The organism is Chitinibacter sp. FCG-7, from assembly GCF_040047665.1.
GTDB classification, from domain to species: Bacteria; Pseudomonadota; Gammaproteobacteria; order Burkholderiales; family Chitinibacteraceae; genus Chitinibacter; species Chitinibacter mangrovi.
On the sequence record NZ_CP157355.1, the window covers coordinates 1,741,280 to 1,760,326 of the forward strand.

21 protein-coding genes and 1 pseudogene are annotated in these 19,047 nt (G+C 56.3%); 6 read left to right on the plus strand and 16 right to left on the minus strand.

The features are described from left to right. Positions 1-39: 39 nt before the first annotated feature. Positions 40-918, plus strand: a complete 879-nt coding sequence (locus ABHF33_RS08305; protein ID WP_348946528.1) for a LysR family transcriptional regulator — start codon at positions 40-42, stop codon at positions 916-918. Positions 919-1,237: 319 nt separating this feature from the next. On the opposite strand, the gene rpiB is transcribed toward ABHF33_RS08305, so the two are convergent. From rpiB to ABHF33_RS08365, 12 genes and pseudogenes are all read right to left on the minus strand, one after another. Then, on the minus strand, positions 1,238-1,690 hold the full coding sequence (gene rpiB, locus ABHF33_RS08310; protein WP_348946529.1) for a ribose 5-phosphate isomerase B: 453 nt from the start codon (positions 1,688-1,690) through the stop codon (positions 1,238-1,240). A gap of 54 nt (positions 1,691-1,744) precedes the next feature. Next, positions 1,745-3,080: pseudogene (locus ABHF33_RS08315) on the minus strand (serine hydrolase domain-containing protein). A 71-nt stretch (positions 3,081-3,151) separates the two neighbouring features. Next, positions 3,152-3,934: an ABC-2 family transporter protein gene (locus ABHF33_RS08320; protein ID WP_348946530.1), complete on the minus strand. Its 783-nt coding sequence runs from the start codon at positions 3,932-3,934 to the stop codon at positions 3,152-3,154. A gap of 102 nt (positions 3,935-4,036) precedes the next feature. Next, complete coding sequence (locus ABHF33_RS08325) at positions 4,037-4,486, minus strand: GNAT family N-acetyltransferase (RefSeq protein WP_348946531.1); 450 nt, start codon at positions 4,484-4,486, stop codon at positions 4,037-4,039. A gap of 1 nt (position 4,487) precedes the next feature. After that, complete coding sequence (locus ABHF33_RS08330; protein WP_348946532.1) at positions 4,488-5,081, minus strand: hypothetical protein; 594 nt, start codon at positions 5,079-5,081, stop codon at positions 4,488-4,490. Between the two features lie 3 nt (positions 5,082-5,084). Further along, on the minus strand, positions 5,085-5,435 hold the full coding sequence (locus tag ABHF33_RS08335) for a hypothetical protein (RefSeq protein ID WP_348946533.1): 351 nt from the start codon (positions 5,433-5,435) through the stop codon (positions 5,085-5,087). Positions 5,436-5,448: 13 nt separating this feature from the next. Continuing rightward, positions 5,449-6,213 (minus strand): class I SAM-dependent methyltransferase, encoded by a 765-nt coding sequence (locus ABHF33_RS08340; RefSeq protein ID WP_348946534.1) that lies wholly within the window; start codon positions 6,211-6,213, stop codon positions 5,449-5,451. Between the two features lie 12 nt (positions 6,214-6,225). Continuing rightward, positions 6,226-7,011 carry an ABC transporter permease gene (locus tag ABHF33_RS08345; RefSeq protein WP_348946535.1) on the minus strand — a complete coding sequence of 262 codons (786 nt, stop codon included), beginning with the start codon at positions 7,009-7,011 and terminating at the stop codon, positions 6,226-6,228. Further along, entirely contained in the window at positions 7,008-8,033 is a 1,026-nt protein-coding gene (locus ABHF33_RS08350) for an ABC transporter ATP-binding protein (protein WP_348946536.1), read from the minus strand. The genes ABHF33_RS08345 and ABHF33_RS08350 overlap by 4 nt, the downstream gene beginning before the upstream one ends. A gap of 204 nt (positions 8,034-8,237) precedes the next feature. Further along, positions 8,238-9,599, minus strand: coding sequence for an alpha/beta hydrolase (locus ABHF33_RS08355; RefSeq protein ID WP_348946537.1), 1,362 nt, complete (start codon positions 9,597-9,599; stop codon positions 8,238-8,240). Positions 9,600-9,610: 11 nt separating this feature from the next. Then, positions 9,611-9,913: a PQ-loop domain-containing transporter gene (locus ABHF33_RS08360; protein ID WP_348946538.1), complete on the minus strand. Its 303-nt coding sequence runs from the start codon at positions 9,911-9,913 to the stop codon at positions 9,611-9,613. Next, a complete protein-coding gene (locus ABHF33_RS08365) occupies positions 9,906-10,856 on the minus strand; it encodes a phosphotransferase (RefSeq protein ID WP_348946539.1) in 951 nt (316 codons plus the stop codon). The genes ABHF33_RS08360 and ABHF33_RS08365 overlap by 8 nt, the downstream gene beginning before the upstream one ends. A 109-nt stretch (positions 10,857-10,965) precedes the next feature. Here ABHF33_RS08365 and ABHF33_RS08370 point away from each other — a divergent pair, with 109 nt between their 5' ends. After that, positions 10,966-11,823, plus strand: coding sequence for a helix-turn-helix transcriptional regulator (locus tag ABHF33_RS08370; protein ID WP_348946540.1), 858 nt, complete (start codon positions 10,966-10,968; stop codon positions 11,821-11,823). Positions 11,824-11,943: 120 nt separating this feature from the next. Here the strand turns inward: ABHF33_RS08370 and ABHF33_RS08375 are convergent, their stop codons facing one another. Beyond that, positions 11,944-12,456: a biotin/lipoyl-containing protein gene (locus ABHF33_RS08375; protein WP_348946541.1), complete on the minus strand. Its 513-nt coding sequence runs from the start codon at positions 12,454-12,456 to the stop codon at positions 11,944-11,946. A 240-nt stretch (positions 12,457-12,696) separates the two neighbouring features. Between ABHF33_RS08375 and ABHF33_RS08380 the strand changes: the two genes are divergently transcribed. The 3 genes from ABHF33_RS08380 (at position 12,697) to ABHF33_RS08390 (ending at position 15,210) form a co-directional block, all read left to right on the plus strand. Further along, positions 12,697-13,890: an acetate/propionate family kinase gene (locus ABHF33_RS08380; RefSeq protein WP_348946542.1), complete on the plus strand. Its 1,194-nt coding sequence runs from the start codon at positions 12,697-12,699 to the stop codon at positions 13,888-13,890. A gap of 172 nt (positions 13,891-14,062) precedes the next feature. Next, positions 14,063-14,842, plus strand: coding sequence for a BPSS1780 family membrane protein (locus ABHF33_RS08385; RefSeq protein WP_348946543.1), 780 nt, complete (start codon positions 14,063-14,065; stop codon positions 14,840-14,842). Continuing rightward, entirely contained in the window at positions 14,839-15,210 is a 372-nt protein-coding gene (locus ABHF33_RS08390) for a diacylglycerol kinase (protein ID WP_348946544.1), read from the plus strand. The genes ABHF33_RS08385 and ABHF33_RS08390 overlap by 4 nt, the downstream gene beginning before the upstream one ends. Before the next feature lie 95 nt (positions 15,211-15,305). Here ABHF33_RS08390 and ABHF33_RS08395 read toward each other — a convergent pair whose 3' ends face one another. From ABHF33_RS08395 to ABHF33_RS08405, 3 genes are read right to left on the minus strand one after another with little or no spacing between them, the layout of a single operon-like run. Beyond that, entirely contained in the window at positions 15,306-15,716 is a 411-nt protein-coding gene (locus ABHF33_RS08395) for a DUF2721 domain-containing protein (RefSeq protein WP_348946545.1), read from the minus strand. After that, positions 15,706-16,479, minus strand: a complete 774-nt coding sequence (locus ABHF33_RS08400; RefSeq protein WP_348946546.1) for a LytR/AlgR family response regulator transcription factor — start codon at positions 16,477-16,479, stop codon at positions 15,706-15,708. Before ABHF33_RS08400 ends, ABHF33_RS08395 begins: the two co-directional genes overlap by 11 nt. Beyond that, entirely contained in the window at positions 16,448-17,476 is a 1,029-nt protein-coding gene (locus tag ABHF33_RS08405; RefSeq protein ID WP_348946547.1) for a sensor histidine kinase, read from the minus strand. The genes ABHF33_RS08400 and ABHF33_RS08405 overlap by 32 nt, the downstream gene beginning before the upstream one ends. A 68-nt stretch (positions 17,477-17,544) precedes the next feature. Between ABHF33_RS08405 and ABHF33_RS08410 the strand changes: the two genes are divergently transcribed. Continuing rightward, positions 17,545-19,044, plus strand: a complete 1,500-nt coding sequence (locus ABHF33_RS08410) for a YifB family Mg chelatase-like AAA ATPase (protein ID WP_348946549.1) — start codon at positions 17,545-17,547, stop codon at positions 19,042-19,044. Positions 19,045-19,047: the final 3 nt, after the last annotated feature.

The window sequence follows — 19,047 nt, forward strand, 5'->3', positions numbered from 1 at the left end:
CTAGCCAATAATCACTACACTACTGAATATTTTTCAACAATGAAAATCGACCTGAATGATTTGAATGCCTTTGTGCGCGTGGCCCAATGCGGCAGCTTTCGCCAGGCCGCACGAGAATTACAGCTTACGCCGTCAGCGCTAAGTCATACCTTGCGCAAATTAGAACAAGCCTTGGGCGTGCGCTTACTCAACCGCACCACACGCAGCGTGAGCACGACTCAGGCTGGCGAACAATTGCTGCAGCGCTTAAACCCTGCATTGGGTGAGATTGCGCAAGCGATAGAAGGTCTGAATGACGTTCGGCAGCATCCTGCTGGCCGAGTAAAGCTGAATGTACCGCGTGCCGCCGCACAATTGCGATTAGCCCCCAAACTTGCTGAATTTAGACGGCAATATCCAGACATTGAACTCGAAATTGTCTGCAACGATGCTTTGGTTGACATTGTGGCCGAGCGATTTGATGCCGGGATTCGTTTCGGAGAGCGCGTACAGCAAGACATGATTGCCGTGCGGCTGGGTAAAGCAGTTTGTTTTAGCGTGGCAGCAGCGCCAGCTTATCTGGCCACTTACGGCCAACCTGCAACACCGGCAGATTTATTAACACATCAGTGTTTGCAAATTCGTTTTCCCAGTGGCGTACATTACCAGTGGGAATTCGCCAAGGAAGAACAAATCTTCACCGTCGCAACTCAGGGCACGATCATCAGCGATGATTTGGCCTTGCTATTGCGCGCCGCTGTCGATGGCGCGGGGATATGTTACAGCTATGACGAAATGCTCTCGCCGCTGGTTCAAGCCGGGCAACTGCAATACGTTTTAAGCGCTTGGGCACCTGCAGCTGAATATTTTTATTTGTATTACCCAAGTGGCCGCAATATGTCCGCCGCTTTGCGCGCAGTGATTGATTTTTTTAAGTGAGCGGTGGATTGCAAAGTGTGCTACGTGCTTGAGGCGCGAAACGCACAGCTGGCTTTGTAATGGGTGCTAAGGCCCTGGAAAATCAGCGATTTTTATCCACAATACTTATCCACGCCTCACATCCACCAGCAAGGCAAACTCGCTAAATCGATTTTGACCAAATTCCACACCGGCCAGATCCGGCGATTTGCCCACTCTGCTTACCAGCTAGCTTGGATTTCGAGCAGCGGCACGCGGGTGGAGGTTGAGTGCAATCAACCAAGGCATACCACTGCTCTAAATTTGTGGGCAAGATCCCCCAAGAAGGGATGGGGTGTACTTAACTTGGGCTAGTAGCAGACGGACAAACATTAGCACTCAGCATGTCAATTCGCTGTTGGTGACGCCCACCTTCAAACGGCGTACTGAGAAAAGCATCGACACATTCCTGTGCCACCTCGAATCCTATGATTCGGCTCCCAAGCGCCAACACATTGGCGTCATTGTGCAATCGACTCAGGCGCACCATGGTCGAGTTTGTGCACAAGGCCGCTCTCACGGCTGGAAAGCGATTTACAGCAATCGAAATCCCTATGCCTGAACCGCAGATCACAATCCCTCGGTCAGCTCTACCATCCGTAATGGCTTCACCCATGGCAAAGCCATAATCAGGGTAATGCACTGAATCCAGGTTATGAGCCCCCAGATCAAGCCAATCAATTTGCCCGAAGAATGTCTTCAACGCTTCCTTTAGCTCATATCCTGCATGGTCTGATGCTATGGCGATTTTCATTTTGCGTCTCTCATTTGTTAAACAAGGATCTGTCTTTTGGCTGCCATTACATCTTCAACCCACGGCCTGCACGCGTCGCATGGTTCGGCTGATGCCTTCGGCGTCGCGCCAGAGTAGCTCGCCGTTGTGCTGCACGGTAAATTGTTCCGGCAGAATGCTGGCCGTGGCGCACCATTGCTGATCGTTAATGGCCCACACAGGGTAGCTGACCGGCACGCCATAGCGCCGGGTGCTGCAGGCGTATAGATGGCCGCCGCGCCAGACCAGCGCGAGCGTTTTGCCGTCGTCGGCGCGGTATTCGCCGCTGGCAAAACGTGCAGCGTCGGGCGGCGTGCTGCTCAGTGGCGGCGGCGGGGCGATGGTTTCTCCGACGGCGATGCAGGCCAGCTCACGCGCCAGCCGGTCAACCGGCATGCCGAAGGCGTTGTTGAGTACCACCACATTGCCACCATCGGGCAGCAAGCTCATCATGGCAAAGAAGCCATTTACATCGCCAAAATGCTGCGCCAGCCGCTGCGGCTGGCCTTGGATTAGCCATTGTCCGGCGCAAAAACCAAACGCAAAGTCGCTGCGCTCGATGTCCAGCATGCGCGCGCTTAACTCAGCCCCTAGCAGCGCGCCGCTGCGCAAGGCGCTGAGCCACGTGCTGATGTCGCCGACGCTGGCGGCAATATCAAAAGCGCCAAAGGCCACGCTCATATCCAGCGCCTCGGCATATTGCATTCCGTAGGCGGGCAGCAGGCCGCGCGCGGCACACGGGATAATGCGCCTGCCGTCGTCGACAAAGGTGGCGGCAAGCCCCAGGCGATCGAATAGATGCTGCTGGCGGTAGCTGTGAAAATCCTGCCCGGCCACTTGCTCGACAATGGCAGCCAACAGGGTATAGCCGCTATTGCTATATGCATGTTGGCCTGCAGGGCAATACTCCGGCTCCAGCGTGTGAATCCACGCAATCAGCTCTAGCCGGACTATGCGGCAGGCGCATTTTTTGCGTCCAGTATTCGGGCTGGGCGGTGAAGTTGGCGACGCCGGAACGATGGCGCAACAAGTCTTCCAGCGTGATCTGCGCGGCGTTGGCCAGCTGCGGATAAAACCGCGCCAGCGGCGTATCCAGCGCGATCTTTCCTGCGGCGATTTGCTGCAAGACGGCGGCAGCGGTAAAGCTTTTGCTCAGCGAGCCGACGCGGAAGACCGTATCAATGCGGTTTTCCAGCTGGTGCGCAGGATCGGCCAGCCCGCCAGCCCCGACGATCTGCTGGCCATCGGGTAAGGTGATGGCCACCGCGCCTTGCAAATACCCGGCGGCGCGCCAAGCGTCGATATGTTGCTGCAGCCGCGCTGCCCATGGGTGAACGTGTTCGTGTGCGTGTGTTTTCATGCTCAATACCATGCCGATCAGCCGTGCTTGCCTGCCGATGGCTCACTTACCCAAAAATAATCCACAGGTTTTATCCACAAGCTTTAACCGCCTGCGCCCGCCCAATGCCGCATCCCCAGCTTCCATTGCCAGTGCAAGGCATACAGCGAACCCGCAGCAATCAGCCCCATCAGCGCAATCGTGCTCCAGACATTGGCATCGCGCAGCAGCGCCAGGCTAGGCCACCAGACTATGCCCGCCAGCGGCAAAGCCATAAAGGCGTAGCGCGCCAGCTTGGGAAAAAGTTCGAGCGGATAGCGCGACATATCGGTGAGCTTGCCCACGGTGACTTGCATGGCAAAAGATTCGCCAAACCAGAAGCAGCTCGATACCGCCATCATATTGATTGATAGCAGCACAATTGCTGCAAATGGCAGCATAATGGCGAATTTTAGCCAGAACAGCACGTCGGTTAAATAGGGCGTATTCCACAGCCCAAACACGCAATAAGCCAGGCCGGTGAACAGGCAGATAAAGCCCTGTGGGTGAAATTTTTCCAGCATCAGCAGCAAGAGTGGGTGGCCGGGGCGGGTGTAAAAGCGCGTGAAATTGCCATTTTTCAGCCAGACTTCAACCCAGTACATGGCGTTAAAACAGCTGCTTTGCGGAGCAAAAATGGTAAACATAAAGCCCTGCATAAAGATGATTTCACCCCGACTCCAGCCCATCACCGAGCCCGAAGCGCCCAGCATAAAGTACACCGTGAGCATGCTAGCGAGCGACGTTGAGATCACGCCGAGCATAATCAGGCCAAAATCAGCGCGATTTTCCATTTTTGCCGCTGCGTCGGCGCGCGCCATACGCAGGTAGGCGGTGGCAAAAGTCATACTACCCTTCCTGTGGATAAATTTGTGGGCAAGTACTTAGCAAGCTGTGAGCCTGCTGTTAGCCCAGTCTGTATAAGCGATGAATAAATCGGTATAAGTTGCTTAAGCGGGTATCCGGCTGAAATCGATCCCGCCCGGATTTTCCCGCACCATCATGCGCTCCGGGCTGGGGTAAAGCTGAAATCCAAACTGCTCATACAAACCATGCGCGTCACCCGTGAGCAAAAAGCAGCGAGATACCTGAGCTAGTATTGGCTCAGAGAGCAATCTAGTAATGATTTTCTTCGATATACCCTTGCCTCGATACATCTCATCAACATACACATCCGCCAGATAGGCAAAGCGCACCGTATCGCTGATCACCCGCGCATAGCCCACTTGCACGCCATCAATAAACGCGCCGATCACCACCGTTGAGGCACGGGCGGCTTGCTCGACGTAATGCTGGCTAATCCCCGGCGACCAGTACGAGCTGGCCAGCCAGCCCGTAATCCGCGGCCAGTCCATCGTGGATAAGTCGGTGCTGAGCATGATATTCGCGGCGTTTTCCATCTCAGGCCTGCACCGTCTCTGCCGCAAACAGCTGCGGCCAGCGCGCGATAATCTGCTCGGCAGCCTGCTCGGGCTGATGCTGCTCGGTATCAATCAGCATCCAGTCGTCCGGCCAGGGAAACTGCCCCAGACTTTGATCCTGATATTGCGCCGCGGCCTGCTGCAAATAGCTGCGCGCTGAGGCCACATCGTGCTTGGCGGGCTTCATCTGCAAGCGCTGCGGCGTGCCTTCACGCGCTAGGCGAGTGGGCAAAGCAGCGCTCAGCTCGACAAAACGCACGCGGCGACCATGCGCCAGAAACAGATCGCGCAAAGCGGCCATACACTCGCCATCCTCGGCCACATTGAATGCCCAGACAAAAGTAAAAATCACGCCCGGGTGAGCAGCATCAGCGAGCGCCGCGCGAAAGAGCTGCATGCGCAAATCCCAGGTGAGCGCAGCAAACTGCGGATGATCCCAGCCCAATAGCTGCGCCACCGGATCGGCCGTTAGATGATTATGAAACAGGCGAAAGCCGGTTCTGGCCGCCAAAGCCTGCCCAACGCTGGCTTTGCCCACCGCACCGGGGCCAAAAATCACAAGCAAATCGGCCATGCATCAAGCTCCGATTTTGCGCCAGATTTCATACTCCACCTGCCGCCCATCCTCAAAACGGCGGTTGTGCCACAGATCGCCGTCGATCTGATACTCAAACACATACGCTTGGCCAACCATCGGCGCGTAGGACGCCATATCCGGCTGCTCGGTATAGCACAGTCCGTCAAACGTGTACGCACCGCTGGCCGACGAATAAAACGCGCCGTCTTTCAGCGTTAAGAACATAAAATGCCGCCCACCAATCACCTTGCGCGAGCTCAACAAGCTCATGTCATACGCTTCAACCGCCTGCCCCGGCTCGCCACATTCGCCGGAAACCAGTTGCCAGACCCCAATAAATGGATTGCTCATTACTTGCTCCTGTTTAATATTTGCGGGCATACACCATCAATACCCGGTGCGGAATGCACAGTGGATCATCGTGAAAATCACGCGCCAGTAGCGCGGCCAACTCTTGGTCAAACACTGCAACTGCGGCGGGGCTAAGGCTGGCGGCTACGCCTGCACTGGCGCGAATTCGCCCGCGCCAGGCTTCGTGGCTGTAGCTCACCGGAACATCAAAGGAAAAAGACTCCAGCCCGACAAAACCGGCCTGCGCCAAATCGGCAAAATGCGTCGCGTGAATGCCTGTTCCACCCGCGCCTTGCCAACCGGGGTTGTGCTGCAAAATCAATTGCTCGGTCGCTTCAACTACATTGCCGCTGAGCGGCAGCCAGTCAAAATGCGCAATCGCCATGACGCCACCACGGCGCAACACCCGATACGCTTCCTGCGCAGCTTTAGCGCGATCAAACCAGTGCCAGCATTGCCCGGCACTGAGCACATCAAAACTCTCGTCGCCAAATGGCAGCGCTTCGGCTGTGCCCTCGTGATATGCAATCTGCACACCTGCCTGCTCATCCAGACTGCGTGCCTGCTCTAGCAGTGGCGCAGCCGGATCCAGAGCCGTCACCTGCGCACCGCGCAGCGCAAAACCCCGCGCTAAGGTGCCGGTTCCCGTACCTACATCCAGCATCTGCTGCCCGGCGAGCCCCACCCCCAGCGCAGCCGCCCGAGCAAAAAATGCCTCGGGAAATCCTGCCCGATGCTGGCGGTAATCCTGCGCGGTTTTACCAAAATCAACCTTCATTGCGACTTCCTTTTAAGCGCCAAAAATCACCAGCTTGCGCTGGATGATGCGGCTGGCCATGTGTGCTGCCAGCACAAACAGCACGGCCCAGACCGCTTGAATCAGTAGCGGCGTAATGTCGCTGCTTTGTCCGGTGAGGTAAGCAACTGGCGTATTGAAAAAATGCGCAAACGGCAGCCAGTGCAGGGCGGCTTGCACGCCAGCGGGCAGGAAGGCGAGTGGGATCAGTGCGCCGCCGAGAAACTGCACCACCACATCCTTGCTGGCGGTAATGCCCCATAAATCGGTGGCGATAAAGCCCGCCAGACCAACGACAAAATCAATACAGAACAGCAGCACAAAGGACAAGGCGATTGACGCAATCGGCAGCAGCCACGAGCTGGGCGTCAGGCGCAAATCGGCCCACAGCAGAAACACGCCAAAAGCGGGCAGAAAGTAGGCTGCCTGCGCCAGCACGCGCCCGAGCGACATAGCGGCGTGACGCAGCGGCAGCGAGATAGGTTGTGTCAAGGCGGTTGCCACTTCTCCCGAACGAATCTCTCGTGCCAGCCGCCAATCGCCAAAGGCCTGCAAGACGGCAAATAGCGTTTGCGCCGTCACGACATGCAGCAAGGCGGTCGCAAAATTCATCCCGGCGTGCTGATTATTCCCGGCGTACAAAGCCTGCCACAGGTAATACAGCAACCACATGCCCAGCAAATAACCCAGGGTGAGTATGGCCCTACCGCGCTTATCTGTAGCGACGATGCGGGCATTACCCCATGCCAAAGCGGTACAGGCTTTCAATCTGTGCTTCATACAGCAGCTTCCTCCACCACATCGGAGCGCAGCTGTTTGCCGACATAAAACCCATGCAGAAGGTCTTCAAAGCTCTGCTCAACCGGCTTGATTTCATGCACGGTAAATGGGGCAAGCGTCTTGACCAAATCAGCAAAGGGCAGGGCGTCGTCGTGGCGGGCGATTTCTAGCCAGTCGCCGCGGCTGCGCACAGCCAGAGCCGCCGGATGCGCGGCGAGCACTTCATTCGCCGCAGCAATCTGGCTGGCGTCAACACGCGCCGCCCACCAGCGCCCGTCTCCGGCGTGAGCACGGAAATCGCTCAAACTGCCGTCAAAACGCAGCGTACCGTGGTCGATCAGCAGCAAACGGCGGGTAAGTCGCTCAATATCGCCGACATCGTGTGAGGTAATCAGCACCGTCGTTCCGGCTTCCTGATTGAGCTTGCGTATCAGCGCACGCATCCGTGATTTCATTTCCAGATCGAGACCTATCGTTGGTTCGTCGAGAAAAACCACTTCCGGCGCGTGCAAAAACGCGGCGGCGATTTCACACAACATGCGCTGGCCGAGGCTCAGCGTGCGCGCAGGTCTATCCCAGAATTCATCCATGCCGCCGTCAGCGCGGAATAGTTTGAGCTGCTGTTGATACACGGCATCGGGCACGTCAAACAGCGCCTGCAAAATGGCAAAAGAGTCACGCACCGGCAGGTCTTGCCACAATTGCGAGCGCTGACCAAACACCACGCCAATACGCTTAACGTATTGCTGGCGCTGTCGCATCGGGTCAAAGCCCGCCACCGTCACACGACCACTGCTCGGCGCTAAGATGCCAGTGAGCATTTTGATCGTCGTCGATTTGCCCGCGCCATTGGGGCCAACCAAGGCCACACATTCGCCGCGCGCGATGTCAAAACTCACGTCGCTAACGGATTTGTTTTCGTCGTATTGCGGCTGCAATAGCTGGGTAAAGCGCTCCTGCCAGTTGCTCGCGGCGCGCGGGGTTTTGTAAATGCGGCTGAGGTTTTGGGCTTGGATGAGCATTACTGGTCCTGTTTATCATTCAATGCGGCGTTCAAAAGTCACCGCCGGATTTACAAAAATATTGATTGTTCAGCGCCTTACCTCCCCCTTTGTAAAAGGGGGAGGTAAGGGGATTTGGCTCTATCTCGGTAAAACAAATTGCCCAAACCGTGCAGAAATCCCCCCTAGCCCCCTTCGTCGAAGGGGGAACTTGGTGCGTGCGCCTTAAATCCCGCCATAAAAGCGCAAATAGCGATTTAAGCGTTCTTCATTCCAGTAAAAGCTGTCGTGCCCACCCGCGCCGCTGCTGAATTGATATTGAGCGCCGCGCAGTTTGAGTTGGGCGGCGAAGTCTTTGCTTTCTTTAAGGATTTCAAAATCCTGCTCACCGGCATCGAGCCAGAATTGCATACCATCGAGCGGGGCGTTTTTGACCAGCAACATCGGGTCGCGCACCGAGCGCGTTGCGGCGTCGGGGTAGAGCCAGTTGAGGACAAATTCGCCAAAACGGTAGTTGGCGCGCCCTGCGCCCAAAATCGCCGGGCTGTGGCCACCGACGCGGCTAAACGTCGTCGGATGGCGCAGCGCCAGCGCCACTGCGCCGTAGCCGCCCATCGAAATCCCGCCTATCCAGCGCGCAGCGGGTCGTGCGTCGACGGCAAACTGCTTTTCAGTCCACGGAATCAGCTCATCGAGCAGGTAATCTTCGTAGCGGCCTTCGCCAAAACGGTCGCTGCGGAAAGTGCGCTCGGACGGCGCGCTGGCGGTATTGGTGTACCAGCTATTGTCGGCCTGCGGCGCGACGATGATCATCGGCTGCAGCTGGCCCTTTGCAATCAGTTCGTCGGCAAGGCCACCAAGGCCGGTGTTATATAGTGCGTCGCTTTCGCTGTTATTGAACGCAGGCAACCAGTACAGCACCGGGTATTTTTTCTTCGCGTCGTAGCCTTGCGGTAGATAGACCTGCACGCGCATTGGCTTTTGCAGCACCTTGCTCTCGAGCGTGAGATTGCGGTAATCGGTGCTCGCGCCCGCCGCCATCACACCGCCTTTTTCATCGAGCGCAGCCAGCTCGATGCCCGCAAAATGCACGGAGCCAACCGCGCCAGCCGATTCGACCCAATGCTCGAGCACCAGATGGAAATTGAACGCTGCATCGACCGTTAGATCGTAATGCTGCCACTGATGACTATCGCGCAAGGTGTGCGGAAAACCCGCCGCAGTACCTGCCAGCCACGTCGTCCGGCCTGGAAAATCGGACGAAATACCGATCACACCGCCACAGTTTTTGGCCGGGCAAGTGCCGAGATAATCAAACGACAGGCGATACTTGCCTGCTTTGAAACGCGCTTTCGAGAAGAAGTCGCCACCCATGACTTTCTTGTCAAAGCGCAGCACTTTTTTATCGCTACCCAGCGGGTCAGCGATAAATTGCCCAAACAGCGGCACGCTGCCATCGCCTTTTTGGCCTATCCACTGGCTGGTGTCCGAGTCCATATTCTCGCGCAGCAGCACGCGCTCGGCGGCGAAGAGGTGGGCGGCAACAAAGTTGAGCGCGAAAAAAGCTAAGAGTGCAGATCGTTTCATTTCATATCCTTTTATTCACCAGCGCGGCGGCGGTAGAACAGCACCAGCGCGACCGTCGTTAAAACACAGAGCACTGTCGCACTGCTCGAGATCAGCAGCGGCCACGTTTGCTGATTAATCAGCCATTGCACGGCGGCGTAGCACAGCGCAAATAGCGATGAGACCGTCCAGATCAGCCAGGCACGCAGCGAAATATCGTGCGCCGAGCGGGTTCGGAGAATTTTTTTCCATTGCGGCAGATAGGCACTGAGCGACAGCAGCGGCACACAGATTTGCAGCAAATTGGCGGTTTTGAGTAGCCACGGTTCAGGCATGGCTGGCTTCTTTGCTGCCGAATTCGGCAAAAGCGGCGTCTTCGACGGCCAGCTTGGCTAGTTTGTCGTCAAACCATTGCGCGTCGTACCAGCGCAAATTGCGGCTGTGCTTGACGTCGTCCCACAAGGAAAAAAACCAGCGACGCGCGGTAAAGCCTTTGGGTGCGTCGTAATGCTGTAAATAGGTTTCAAGTAATTGCAGCTCAGGAGCGACATCGGCGAGGTGGAAAATATCTTGTTCACGATGACGGAAAGCGACGTCGCACGGGTCGAGCGCAGCGAGGAGTTCGCCACTGTGCGCGTCAAACAGAAAATTGCCTGCGTGCGGATCGTCATGCACCAGGCTCGACGGCATGCCCGCCAGCGGCGCGAGAAAGCGTTGGCGCTGCTGCCACAACAGCGCATAGGCGCGCTTCTGTTGCTGCGTAAACGGCGAAGCATCGCTTTGCACATAGTCGTGCAAGGGCAAAGTCCACGCGTCGAAAGCGCTCAGCAGATCGCCAACAAAACCGCCATCGGGCAGCTCGAAGCCGCGCTCGTCGCTGACGGCATGCCAGCCGAGCAAAACATCGACCACTTGCTGCGCGGTGTGCTCAGGATTCGCCCACGGCTTGGCCACATCCCACGGGGCAACGCCGGGCAGGCGACTTAAAATCAGCACATCGCGCTGCGCACCGAGCACCATCATCGTGCCGCGCCAGATCACATCCGGCATGGCGACGCGGCAATGCGGGGCCAGCCGGGACAAACCGATCACTTCCTGCTCAGCGCGGGCGGGTTGCCAGCCAAACTTCACCACCACATCACCCGCACTGCCGCTCAGCAGCAGGGCACAGCCATAAAAGCCGCTAATTTCACGGTCCAGCGTAGCCACACCGCCGCATTGCGCCTGATAGCAGGCCAGTGCGGCGGTGGCGTATTCAGAGATTGCTGACTTTTCCATCTTGATCACTTACTCATGGCTGATGAATTTACATTTAATCAGCTTGCAGATTGGATGGGAATGCTCGAAGATTACCTGCTATTTGTCTAAATCTCTCATAGAAACCGCCATGGCACTGATTTACTACGAACGCTTCGATTGCGACGAACAGGGCTGGAATCGTCAGGTGGGCGCGCATGTGTTTCACAAGGCCTCGCACCCGGCGATCCGCGAAAAGGCGATTTTTATGTGCGGCGTCTCGCAAGCATGGGGCCAGTGCGAAATCGAGCGAATCGACTCCAGTTTTCATGTGCTGGTGTTTTGCCTGAGCGGGCAGGGCGAGCTGTTTGAAGGCGAAACCCGCTGGCCTTTCAACGCCGGGCAAATGGCTTTTCAGCCCGCGCGCGGGCAGCGCGGTTATCGGCGCACCGGCGATCAGCCGTTGCATATTGCGTGGCTATTGCTCAGTAACGATATCCGCTGGGCGCATCTGGTGCAGCCACATTGCTATGTCAAAGACAGCGATGCAGGCTGGCATATTCACGATGCCATCTCCCTGTATCAGCGTGAAGCCCAGCTGCACAATGACGGACAGCGCTATACCCTGGTGATGCAAGCACTGGAAATGCTCAGCCTGCAGCTACAGCGCGCCGTGGGCTCGAGCGAAATGCGATTGGGCTGGCCGCAGCAATTGCACGCGCTATTTAGCGAAGTGGCCAAAGCGCCAGCGCAAGACTGGTCGGTAGAAACACTGGCACGACAGTTGCAGATCACCACCGCGCATTTGCACCGGCTCTGCCTGACGCATCTGGGGCAAGCGCCGGGGCAGCAGGTGTTCAACCTGCGCATGCAGCACGCCCGGCAATTGCTGGGACAAGGCCTGAGCGTGGGCGAGGTGGCCAGCGCGGTGGGCTATCAGGAAGTGGCAAGTTTTTCACGTCGCTTCAGACAACACTTTGGTGTATCACCCAGCAAGATTAAAACCTGAAATATTGACTAATGGGTATAACACTGGAGAGCATATATAGATTTTCCTACAGCCACATACCCCAGCCATGCATATAACAAACAATAATCAGATTTGAATTCACCGAAGACAGGCTTGCCACTAAGCCAGCAATTTGCGGATTTTGCCCAGAGTGAGCAATTCCTGACGGGCAAATTCGAGGACGGCATCTTCGTCGATCAGGGTCTCCGTGCTCAAGCGATTCAGATCGACCCCCAGCCTGGCGGCCAGTGTGGCAGCAGCAGAGCTGACGGCCAATTGCCCAGCAGCGGGAACCGGCTCGGTGATCGGCGGTGGCGCGGCCACGATGGTGTGGGCTGCTGACGTGTCTTCCGCATCGAAATCGAGCAAAGCAAAAGCCGATGGTTTTTCGGCAATCTCCATGAGCAGCAGCAAATCATTGCTGTTCACAAAATCGCCATGTTCAACCATCAAACTGCCAATCTGGCCATCGTCGGGCGCATGCACTGGCCATTCCTGATCGGCGGCCAGCAAGGTCATGAGCAAAGTGTCAGAGCCGACAAACTGCCCCGGTTTCACGTGAAACACCAGCACCTCGGCCGCTTCGGGTAAATCGGGCGCACAGATCAGATGCGTGGTATAGCTGATTGTCATTATTTACGATCCAAATAGTATCCAAGCATTGATATTCGCCAATAAGATGTGCGCCCACGCAGACTATGCTGCGTAGCATAGCGAAAAGAAACCTTTTTCACGCAGCGCTAGCACACCATGTACGGCCTTCGGCCTGATGCTGGCGTGTGATAAATTTTGCTTAGTATTATTTAAACACCGCACCACAAGCAAGGCACACGCTGGCGCTGCGGCGATTTTCCATGAATTGAGGAGTTTTCCATGAGCGATCTGGTCTTGGTCATTAATGCAGGGTCTTCCAGCATCAAGTTTTCTTTGTTTGAAACCGCTGGCTCGGCCGACCCACAGGTGCTGTTCAAGGGGCAAATGGAAGGCCTGTATGTAGAACCCAAATTCACCGCCAAGGACGCCGCCGACCAGAAAGTGGCCGACGAAGTGCTGCCTGCCGATGTGCCGAAAAATCACGATTACGCACTGCGCCATATGCTCAGCTGGCTGGAGCAACGTCTGGGCGGGCGCGAAATCAAGGTGGTGGGCCACCGCGTGGTGCATGGCGGAACCAAATATTCGCATCCGGAGCGAGTGACGCCCGAACTGATCGCCGGGCTGGAAGCGCTGATTCCGCTGGCGCCTTTGCACGAGCCGCACAATATTGCGCCGATCAAGATTTTGCAGGATCTGCTGCCCAATGCGCCGCAAGTCACCTGCTTTGACACGGCCTTCCACACCACACAGCCCGAGCTGAACCAGCTGTTTGCTCTACCCTATGAATTTGCGCAGAAAGAAGGCATCCGCCGTTACGGTTTCCACGGCTTGTCATACGAATACATCGCCAGCGTGCTACCACATATCGACACCCGCGCAGCAGAAGGGCGCACCGTGGTGGCGCATCTGGGCAATGGCTCGTCCATGGCGGCTTTGCTCGGTGGCGAGTGTCAGGCGACCACCATGGGCTTTACCGCGCTGGAAGGCCTGCCGATGGGCACGCGCTGTGGCAGCATTGATGGCGGTGTTTTGCTGCACCTGATGAACCATCTGCAGATGGACGCCAAACAGATTGAAACGCTGCTGTATAAAGAATCAGGTCTGCTGGGCCTGTCTGGCGGCATTTCCAGCGATATGCGCGCGCTGCAATCATCTAGCGAGCCTTTGGCCAAATTTGCCATCGACTACTTCGCCCGCCGTATTGTGCGGGAAACCGCGTCGCTGGCCGCGGCGATTGGCGGCCTGGATTGCCTGGTGTTCACCGCCGGGATTGGTGAAAATGACGCCATCACCCGCGCCAATGTTTGCCACCAGCTACGCTGGCTGGGCGTGGAAATCGACGAAGCGGCCAACGCCGTCCGCTCGGGCGAACCACGCCGCATCAGCCTGGCCGACAGCAAAGTGGCAGTGTATGTGATTCCAACCAATGAAGAGCTGATGATCGCACGTCAGGCACTGGCCACCATTTAAGGGCGCTTTGGCCAATCGGGCCGCTGCACGATCTCATTGGTCGGCAGCGGTTTTTTATTTGTACGTGCAGATGCCAATGCTTAATGCGCCCTTAATACTGCCATTGAAAAATGTCCGCAAGCCCAAACGAGCTGCTAGCATTAGGGCATTTTGTCATTACTCTGGATTTAGCATGTCAGAACACAATCCGATGATTGATCTTGACGCCGTGATTGATAGCGCCATTGAGCCGCGCAGCGTGGCCACAGCGCAAGGCTGGGCGTGGATCGTGCAATCATTCCGGCTGTTTCGTCAGGCACCAACGGCATGGGTGGGCATGACGGGGCTGTTTATTGTCATTATGCTGGCCAGCAGCCTGATTCCGTTCATTGGCGGCTTTCTCAGCACTTTGCTGGGGCCGGTTTTGCTCGGTGGCCTGATGCTGGCGGCGCAGCGCACCGATCTGGGTGAGCAGCCCCCCATCGCGACACTGTTTGCCGGTTTTCAAAGCTATACGATTGATCTGATCAAGGTGGGGGCTTATTACATGCTGGGTACCATTACGCTGATGTTTCTGCTCTCTGCGGCAATCGATGGTCTGGCGCTGATCGGCGTGATTGACGCGCTGCCCAAAGAAATCAGCGAATTTAGCCAGATCAGCCATCTATGGCCGCTGGGTCTGCTGATGCTGGGCTGTTTTGCTTTGGTGTATAGCGCCTATTTTTATGCGCCTGCGCTGGTGATGCTCAATCAGATGAGCGCGACTGATGCGATGAAAATGTCATTTTTAGCCTTCTGGCGCAACTGGTCGCCCATCTTGCTGATGTCCTTGCTGGGCGGGCTTCTGCTTTTGCTGCTGATGCTGCCCTTCTTTTTAGGTTTGCTGATCGGCTTGCCAGTCGCGCTAATCAGCAGTTATGTATGCTATGCCGATGTATTTTCCAACCCAGCAGTAACAGGAGAGCAAGCGTGAGTGAGAGCCCATTTAAAGGCAAAACAGGCATCAAGCGGGTATTCAATGCACTGGGTTATTCAATTGATGGCCTGCGTGCAGGCTGGCAAAACGAGGCGGCTTTTCGCCAGGTGTTGTTACTGGCCGTGGCCGGCATTCCGGTGGCCCTGTATCTGCCCGTACCAATCTGGGGCAAAGCCTTGCTGATTGGTAGCCATCTGGCCTGTGTGATTGTCGAATTGCTCAATTCGGCGATCGAAGCGGCAGTGGACCATACTTCGCTGGAAAAACACCATCTGGCCAAACGCGCCAAAGATCTGGGTAGTGCAGCACAGCTGATCGGCCTGATAAATCTGGCTATGATGTGGGGGCTGGTTTTACTGGCATAAAGAAAAAGGCCATGGGTATATCCCCATGGCCTTTTTCTTATTAACTTTCAGGTAAATACCACATAGGGTATCTTGGTATTCCAATACCCTTCAGCTCAATGCTGCCGTATCTCGTCTTCAATATCAGCCAGCAGAATTTTCAGCGCGGCATCAGACACCATCACTTCCAGCAGACACAGCACCAGCGAGCCCACCATCAGAATCAGGCTGCCGATAAACAGCAGCTGAGCCCAATCGGCATGCGAGATCGAAACCAGCACCATCGAGACAATACACAGCAACAGGCTGCTAATCCCCAGCGCCTGCATATAGCGGATCAGCCAGACCCGCATTTTCAGATTATTCAGCTGGCGCAAGATGTTTTCGTGGGGATTGGCGCGGTGGTGTTCGTATAGCTGGCGGATGATGCCGGAAATCGCCAGAAAGCGATTGGTATACGCCAGCATCAGCAGGGAAATGGCCGGAAACAGCAGGGATGGGGTGTTGATACTGAAATTATCCATCATGGCCTTTCTTGAATTCTTTGATCACGTGTTGCTGGCGCCGGCTCACTGGCAAGCGCTCGGGCACATCGCGCAGAATCACCACCCAATGCCCGTCACTACCATTAATCGTCGCCCGCTCGAATCCGGCAATACTATCGCGGGAAACCAGACAGTTGCGGTGTATTCGCACAAACTTTGATCCAAATTCATCTTCCAGCTTGGTCAGCGAGTCTTCCAGCAGATATTCCCGGTCGTGCGTACGCAATGTGATGTACTTTTGCTCCGCTTTCAAAAAGCGCGCTTCGGACACCGGAATCAGGTGTACGCGGCCACGCTCGGACACGCTGAAGTGACTGCGGGCACCATCATTCACTGGCGCAGCGGCGCTGGCTTCGCCAGGGTTATGCCGCAATTCAAGAACACGTTTTAATGCCGCCAGTAAGCGCTCGGTGCGGATCGGTTTAAGCAGGTAATCAACCGCACGAACATCAAACGCAGCCACGCCATAATCTTCAAATGCCGTAGCAAAAATCACCATCGGTGGGCGTGACAGATTCAGCAGCTTGCGGGCGACTTCGATGCCGCTCATTTGCGGCATCTGGATATCCAGAATCACCACGTCGATTTCGTGTTCGGCAATCTGCGGCAAAGCAGTAATGCCATTGGTGGCCGTGCCAACAATGACGTGCGGGCACTCTTGCGCGCAATCCCCCAGCAGGTCTTGCAAGCGCATCAGGGCTGGCAATTCATCATCAACTAAAAACAGGCGCAACGGTTTGTTCATTGTTTAGCTCCCGATAAGGCAGCACGATATGTACTTGATAATAGTCATTTCCACGCTGAATGCTCAGATTTGCCTCGGCATCGAAATATAACAACAACCTTTCTCTCACATTATCCTGAGCCATGCCATTACCGATTCTCTGTACTGCGTGATTAATCATCGGATTACGAATATCAATATGCACTTCATTGCGTGACCGGAAGATATTGATCTGAATAATGCCGGTTTCAATACTGGGCTCAATACCATGGTAGACGGCATTTTCCAGCAATGGCTGCAAAATCAACGGCGGAATCGATGCCTTGCCCGGCATTTTGTCGACATGCCATTCAACATGCAGCCGCTCTCCCAGCCGGACTTTTTCAATTTCCAAATAGCCTTGAGCCAGCTCGACTTCACGCTGCAAAGTGGACAGTGCCGACTGGTTGCCCATGGCCACGCGGAATAATTCGGATAAATTTTGCAACAGCTGTTCGGCCAATCTGGGCTGGCTGCGAATTAAAGATAGCACTGCATTGAGGCTGTTGAAGAAAAAATGCGGCCGGATACGCGCCTGCAAAGCCAGCAGCCGTGCTTCAGCCAGACGTGGCGACAGCGTCTTGAGCCAGAGCTGGTAGTGCCACATCATAAAGCTGGTCGTCATCAACGCCAGCAGCTGCATCTGGAGCAAATCGGCCCGCAAGGCATCGAGCATGATGCTGCTAAAGACCTGATAAATCACCAGCGTCCAGCCCATAACCAGCGCATAGACCAGCATCAGGCTGCGCCGGTAAGGCCAGCGTCGCAGCAGCGGCGCGCACAGCGCCAGCAAAGCCATCGCGCCCATCAGTACCGGCTCGACCCAGAACGCGGCATCGGTCAGCCTGAGCGCCCATTCCGACCAAGCATTCATCCCAGCCAGCGCATAGACCAGCATACCCAGATGCACCAACATCAAAGCCCGAAATATAACGCCAAAATTACGAAAATCCGGCATCACTGGTTTGTTCTGTTCCATCTTTCCATTCAATCCTTGCCAAAGCTTCATACACTGTAAATTCAGCATAGCATCGGCAAGGGTCAAACATGTCATTGGCAGTGGTGTATTCGCGCGCTTTAGACGGTATGCACGCTCAATTGGTGACGGTTGAAGTGCATCTGGCCAACGGCCTGCCTGCTTTTAATCTGGTCGGGCTGGCCGACACCGAAGTGCGCGAGGCCAGAGAACGGGTGCGTGCCGCCATTCAGGTGGCTGGGTTTGAATTTCCGGCACGGCGCATTACGGTCAATCTGGCACCAGCCGATTTGCCCAAAGGCGCAGGGCATTACGATCTGGCGATTGCTATCGGTATTTTGGCGGCCAGCGAGCAAATGCCGATTGATCGGCTGACTGAGTTTGAATTTGCTGGCGAGCTGGGCTTGACCGGGCAATTGCGCGCAGTTCGTGGCGGTCTGGCGCTGGCTATTGCCGCCCGGGACGCCCAGCGCACGCTGATTATCAGCCAGTGCAGCAGCGCGGAAGCGGCACTGATTAGCGATGCCAGCGTACTGGCTGCCGAGCATTTACTGCAAGTATGCCAGCACTTCAGCACCCAGCAACACGAATCCCTGATGCCAGCCAGCGCTCCCGAATCACGCCCGCCAGCCAGTTACCCTGATCTGGCCGATGTTAAAGGCCAACTGGCAGCAAGGCGAGCACTGGAAATCGCAGCGGCGGGCAATCATTCGCTACTGCTAATCGGCCCGCCAGGCACTGGCAAATCAATGCTGGCGCAACGCCTGCCCGGGCTATTGCCGCCACTGACCGAACACGAAGCGCTGGAAGCGGCCACGGTACAATCACTGGCCGCCAAAGGGCTAGACCCCAGCCGCTTTGGTCAGCGCCCCTTTCGATCGCCGCACCATACCGCATCCAGCGTCGCGCTGGTTGGCGGTGGCAGTGTGCCGCAACCCGGAGAAATCTCGCTGGCGCACCATGGCATTCTGTTTCTTGACGAGCTACCCGAATACGATCGCAAAGTGCTCGAAGTGCTGCGCGAGCCGCTGGAGAACGGCAAAATCCATATCTCGCGCGCCGCGCATCAGGCGGAATTTCCGGCTCAGTTTCAGCTGGTTGCCGCGATGAATCCCTGCCCGTGCGGCTATCTGGGGCATCCGAAAAAAGCCTGCCGCTGCACACCCGAACAGGTAGCGCGTTATCGTGGCCGCATCTCCGGGCCGCTGCTGGACCGGATTGATATGGTGGTCGAAGTCGGGGCACTGGCCGATGATGTGCTGCTAAGCCGAGATGCGGGCGAAGCCAGTGCGCCGGTCAGGCAGCGGGTGACTCAGGCGCGCCAGCGTCAGCTGCTGCGCCAGCACAAACACAACGCAGCGCTATTGAGTCAGGCCGTTGACGAGCATTGCCAGCCCGACACCGCTGGCTTGGCCTTGCTGCAAAATGCCGTCAATCGCCTGGGCTGGTCAGCGCGCGCCTATCATCGCGTTTTGCGTGTAGCGCGCACCGTCGCCGATCTGGCGGGCAGTGATTCGATTGGCAGCCAGCATATTGCCGAAGCCATTCAGTACCGGCGCGGGATTGAATAGCCA

Bases quoted from the DNA above. Each gene is read 5' to 3' on its own strand.
- ABHF33_RS08395 (WP_348946545.1), bottom strand. From the start codon at position 15,716: ATGATGGATAATTTCAGTATCAACACCCCATCCCTGCTGTTTCCGGCC.
- ABHF33_RS08380 (WP_348946542.1), top strand. From the start codon at position 12,697: ATGAGCGATCTGGTCTTGGTCATTAATGCAGGGTCTTCCAGCATCAAG.
- ABHF33_RS08305 (WP_348946528.1), top strand. From the start codon at position 40: ATGAAAATCGACCTGAATGATTTGAATGCCTTTGTGCGCGTGGCCCAA.
- ABHF33_RS08325 (WP_348946531.1), bottom strand. From the start codon at position 4,486: ATGGAAAACGCCGCGAATATCATGCTCAGCACCGACTTATCCACGATG.
- ABHF33_RS08385 (WP_348946543.1), top strand. From the start codon at position 14,063: ATGTCAGAACACAATCCGATGATTGATCTTGACGCCGTGATTGATAGC.
- ABHF33_RS08360 (WP_348946538.1), bottom strand. From the start codon at position 9,913: ATGCCTGAACCGTGGCTACTCAAAACCGCCAATTTGCTGCAAATCTGT.
- ABHF33_RS08335 (WP_348946533.1), bottom strand. From the start codon at position 5,435: ATGAGCAATCCATTTATTGGGGTCTGGCAACTGGTTTCCGGCGAATGT.
- ABHF33_RS08320 (WP_348946530.1), bottom strand. From the start codon at position 3,934: ATGACTTTTGCCACCGCCTACCTGCGTATGGCGCGCGCCGACGCAGCG.
- ABHF33_RS08355 (WP_348946537.1), bottom strand. From the start codon at position 9,599: ATGAAACGATCTGCACTCTTAGCTTTTTTCGCGCTCAACTTTGTTGCC.
- ABHF33_RS08345 (WP_348946535.1), bottom strand. From the start codon at position 7,011: ATGAAGCACAGATTGAAAGCCTGTACCGCTTTGGCATGGGGTAATGCC.
- ABHF33_RS08365 (WP_348946539.1), bottom strand. From the start codon at position 10,856: ATGGAAAAGTCAGCAATCTCTGAATACGCCACCGCCGCACTGGCCTGC.
- ABHF33_RS08405 (WP_348946547.1), bottom strand. From the start codon at position 17,476: ATGGAACAGAACAAACCAGTGATGCCGGATTTTCGTAATTTTGGCGTT.
- ABHF33_RS08410 (WP_348946549.1), top strand. From the start codon at position 17,545: ATGTCATTGGCAGTGGTGTATTCGCGCGCTTTAGACGGTATGCACGCT.
- ABHF33_RS08350 (WP_348946536.1), bottom strand. From the start codon at position 8,033: ATGCTCATCCAAGCCCAAAACCTCAGCCGCATTTACAAAACCCCGCGC.
- ABHF33_RS08375 (WP_348946541.1), bottom strand. From the start codon at position 12,456: ATGACAATCAGCTATACCACGCATCTGATCTGTGCGCCCGATTTACCC.
- ABHF33_RS08330 (WP_348946532.1), bottom strand. From the start codon at position 5,081: ATGGCCGATTTGCTTGTGATTTTTGGCCCCGGTGCGGTGGGCAAAGCC.
- rpiB (WP_348946529.1), bottom strand. From the start codon at position 1,690: ATGAAAATCGCCATAGCATCAGACCATGCAGGATATGAGCTAAAGGAA.
- ABHF33_RS08370 (WP_348946540.1), top strand. From the start codon at position 10,966: ATGGCACTGATTTACTACGAACGCTTCGATTGCGACGAACAGGGCTGG.
- ABHF33_RS08340 (WP_348946534.1), bottom strand. From the start codon at position 6,213: ATGAAGGTTGATTTTGGTAAAACCGCGCAGGATTACCGCCAGCATCGG.
- ABHF33_RS08400 (WP_348946546.1), bottom strand. From the start codon at position 16,479: ATGAACAAACCGTTGCGCCTGTTTTTAGTTGATGATGAATTGCCAGCC.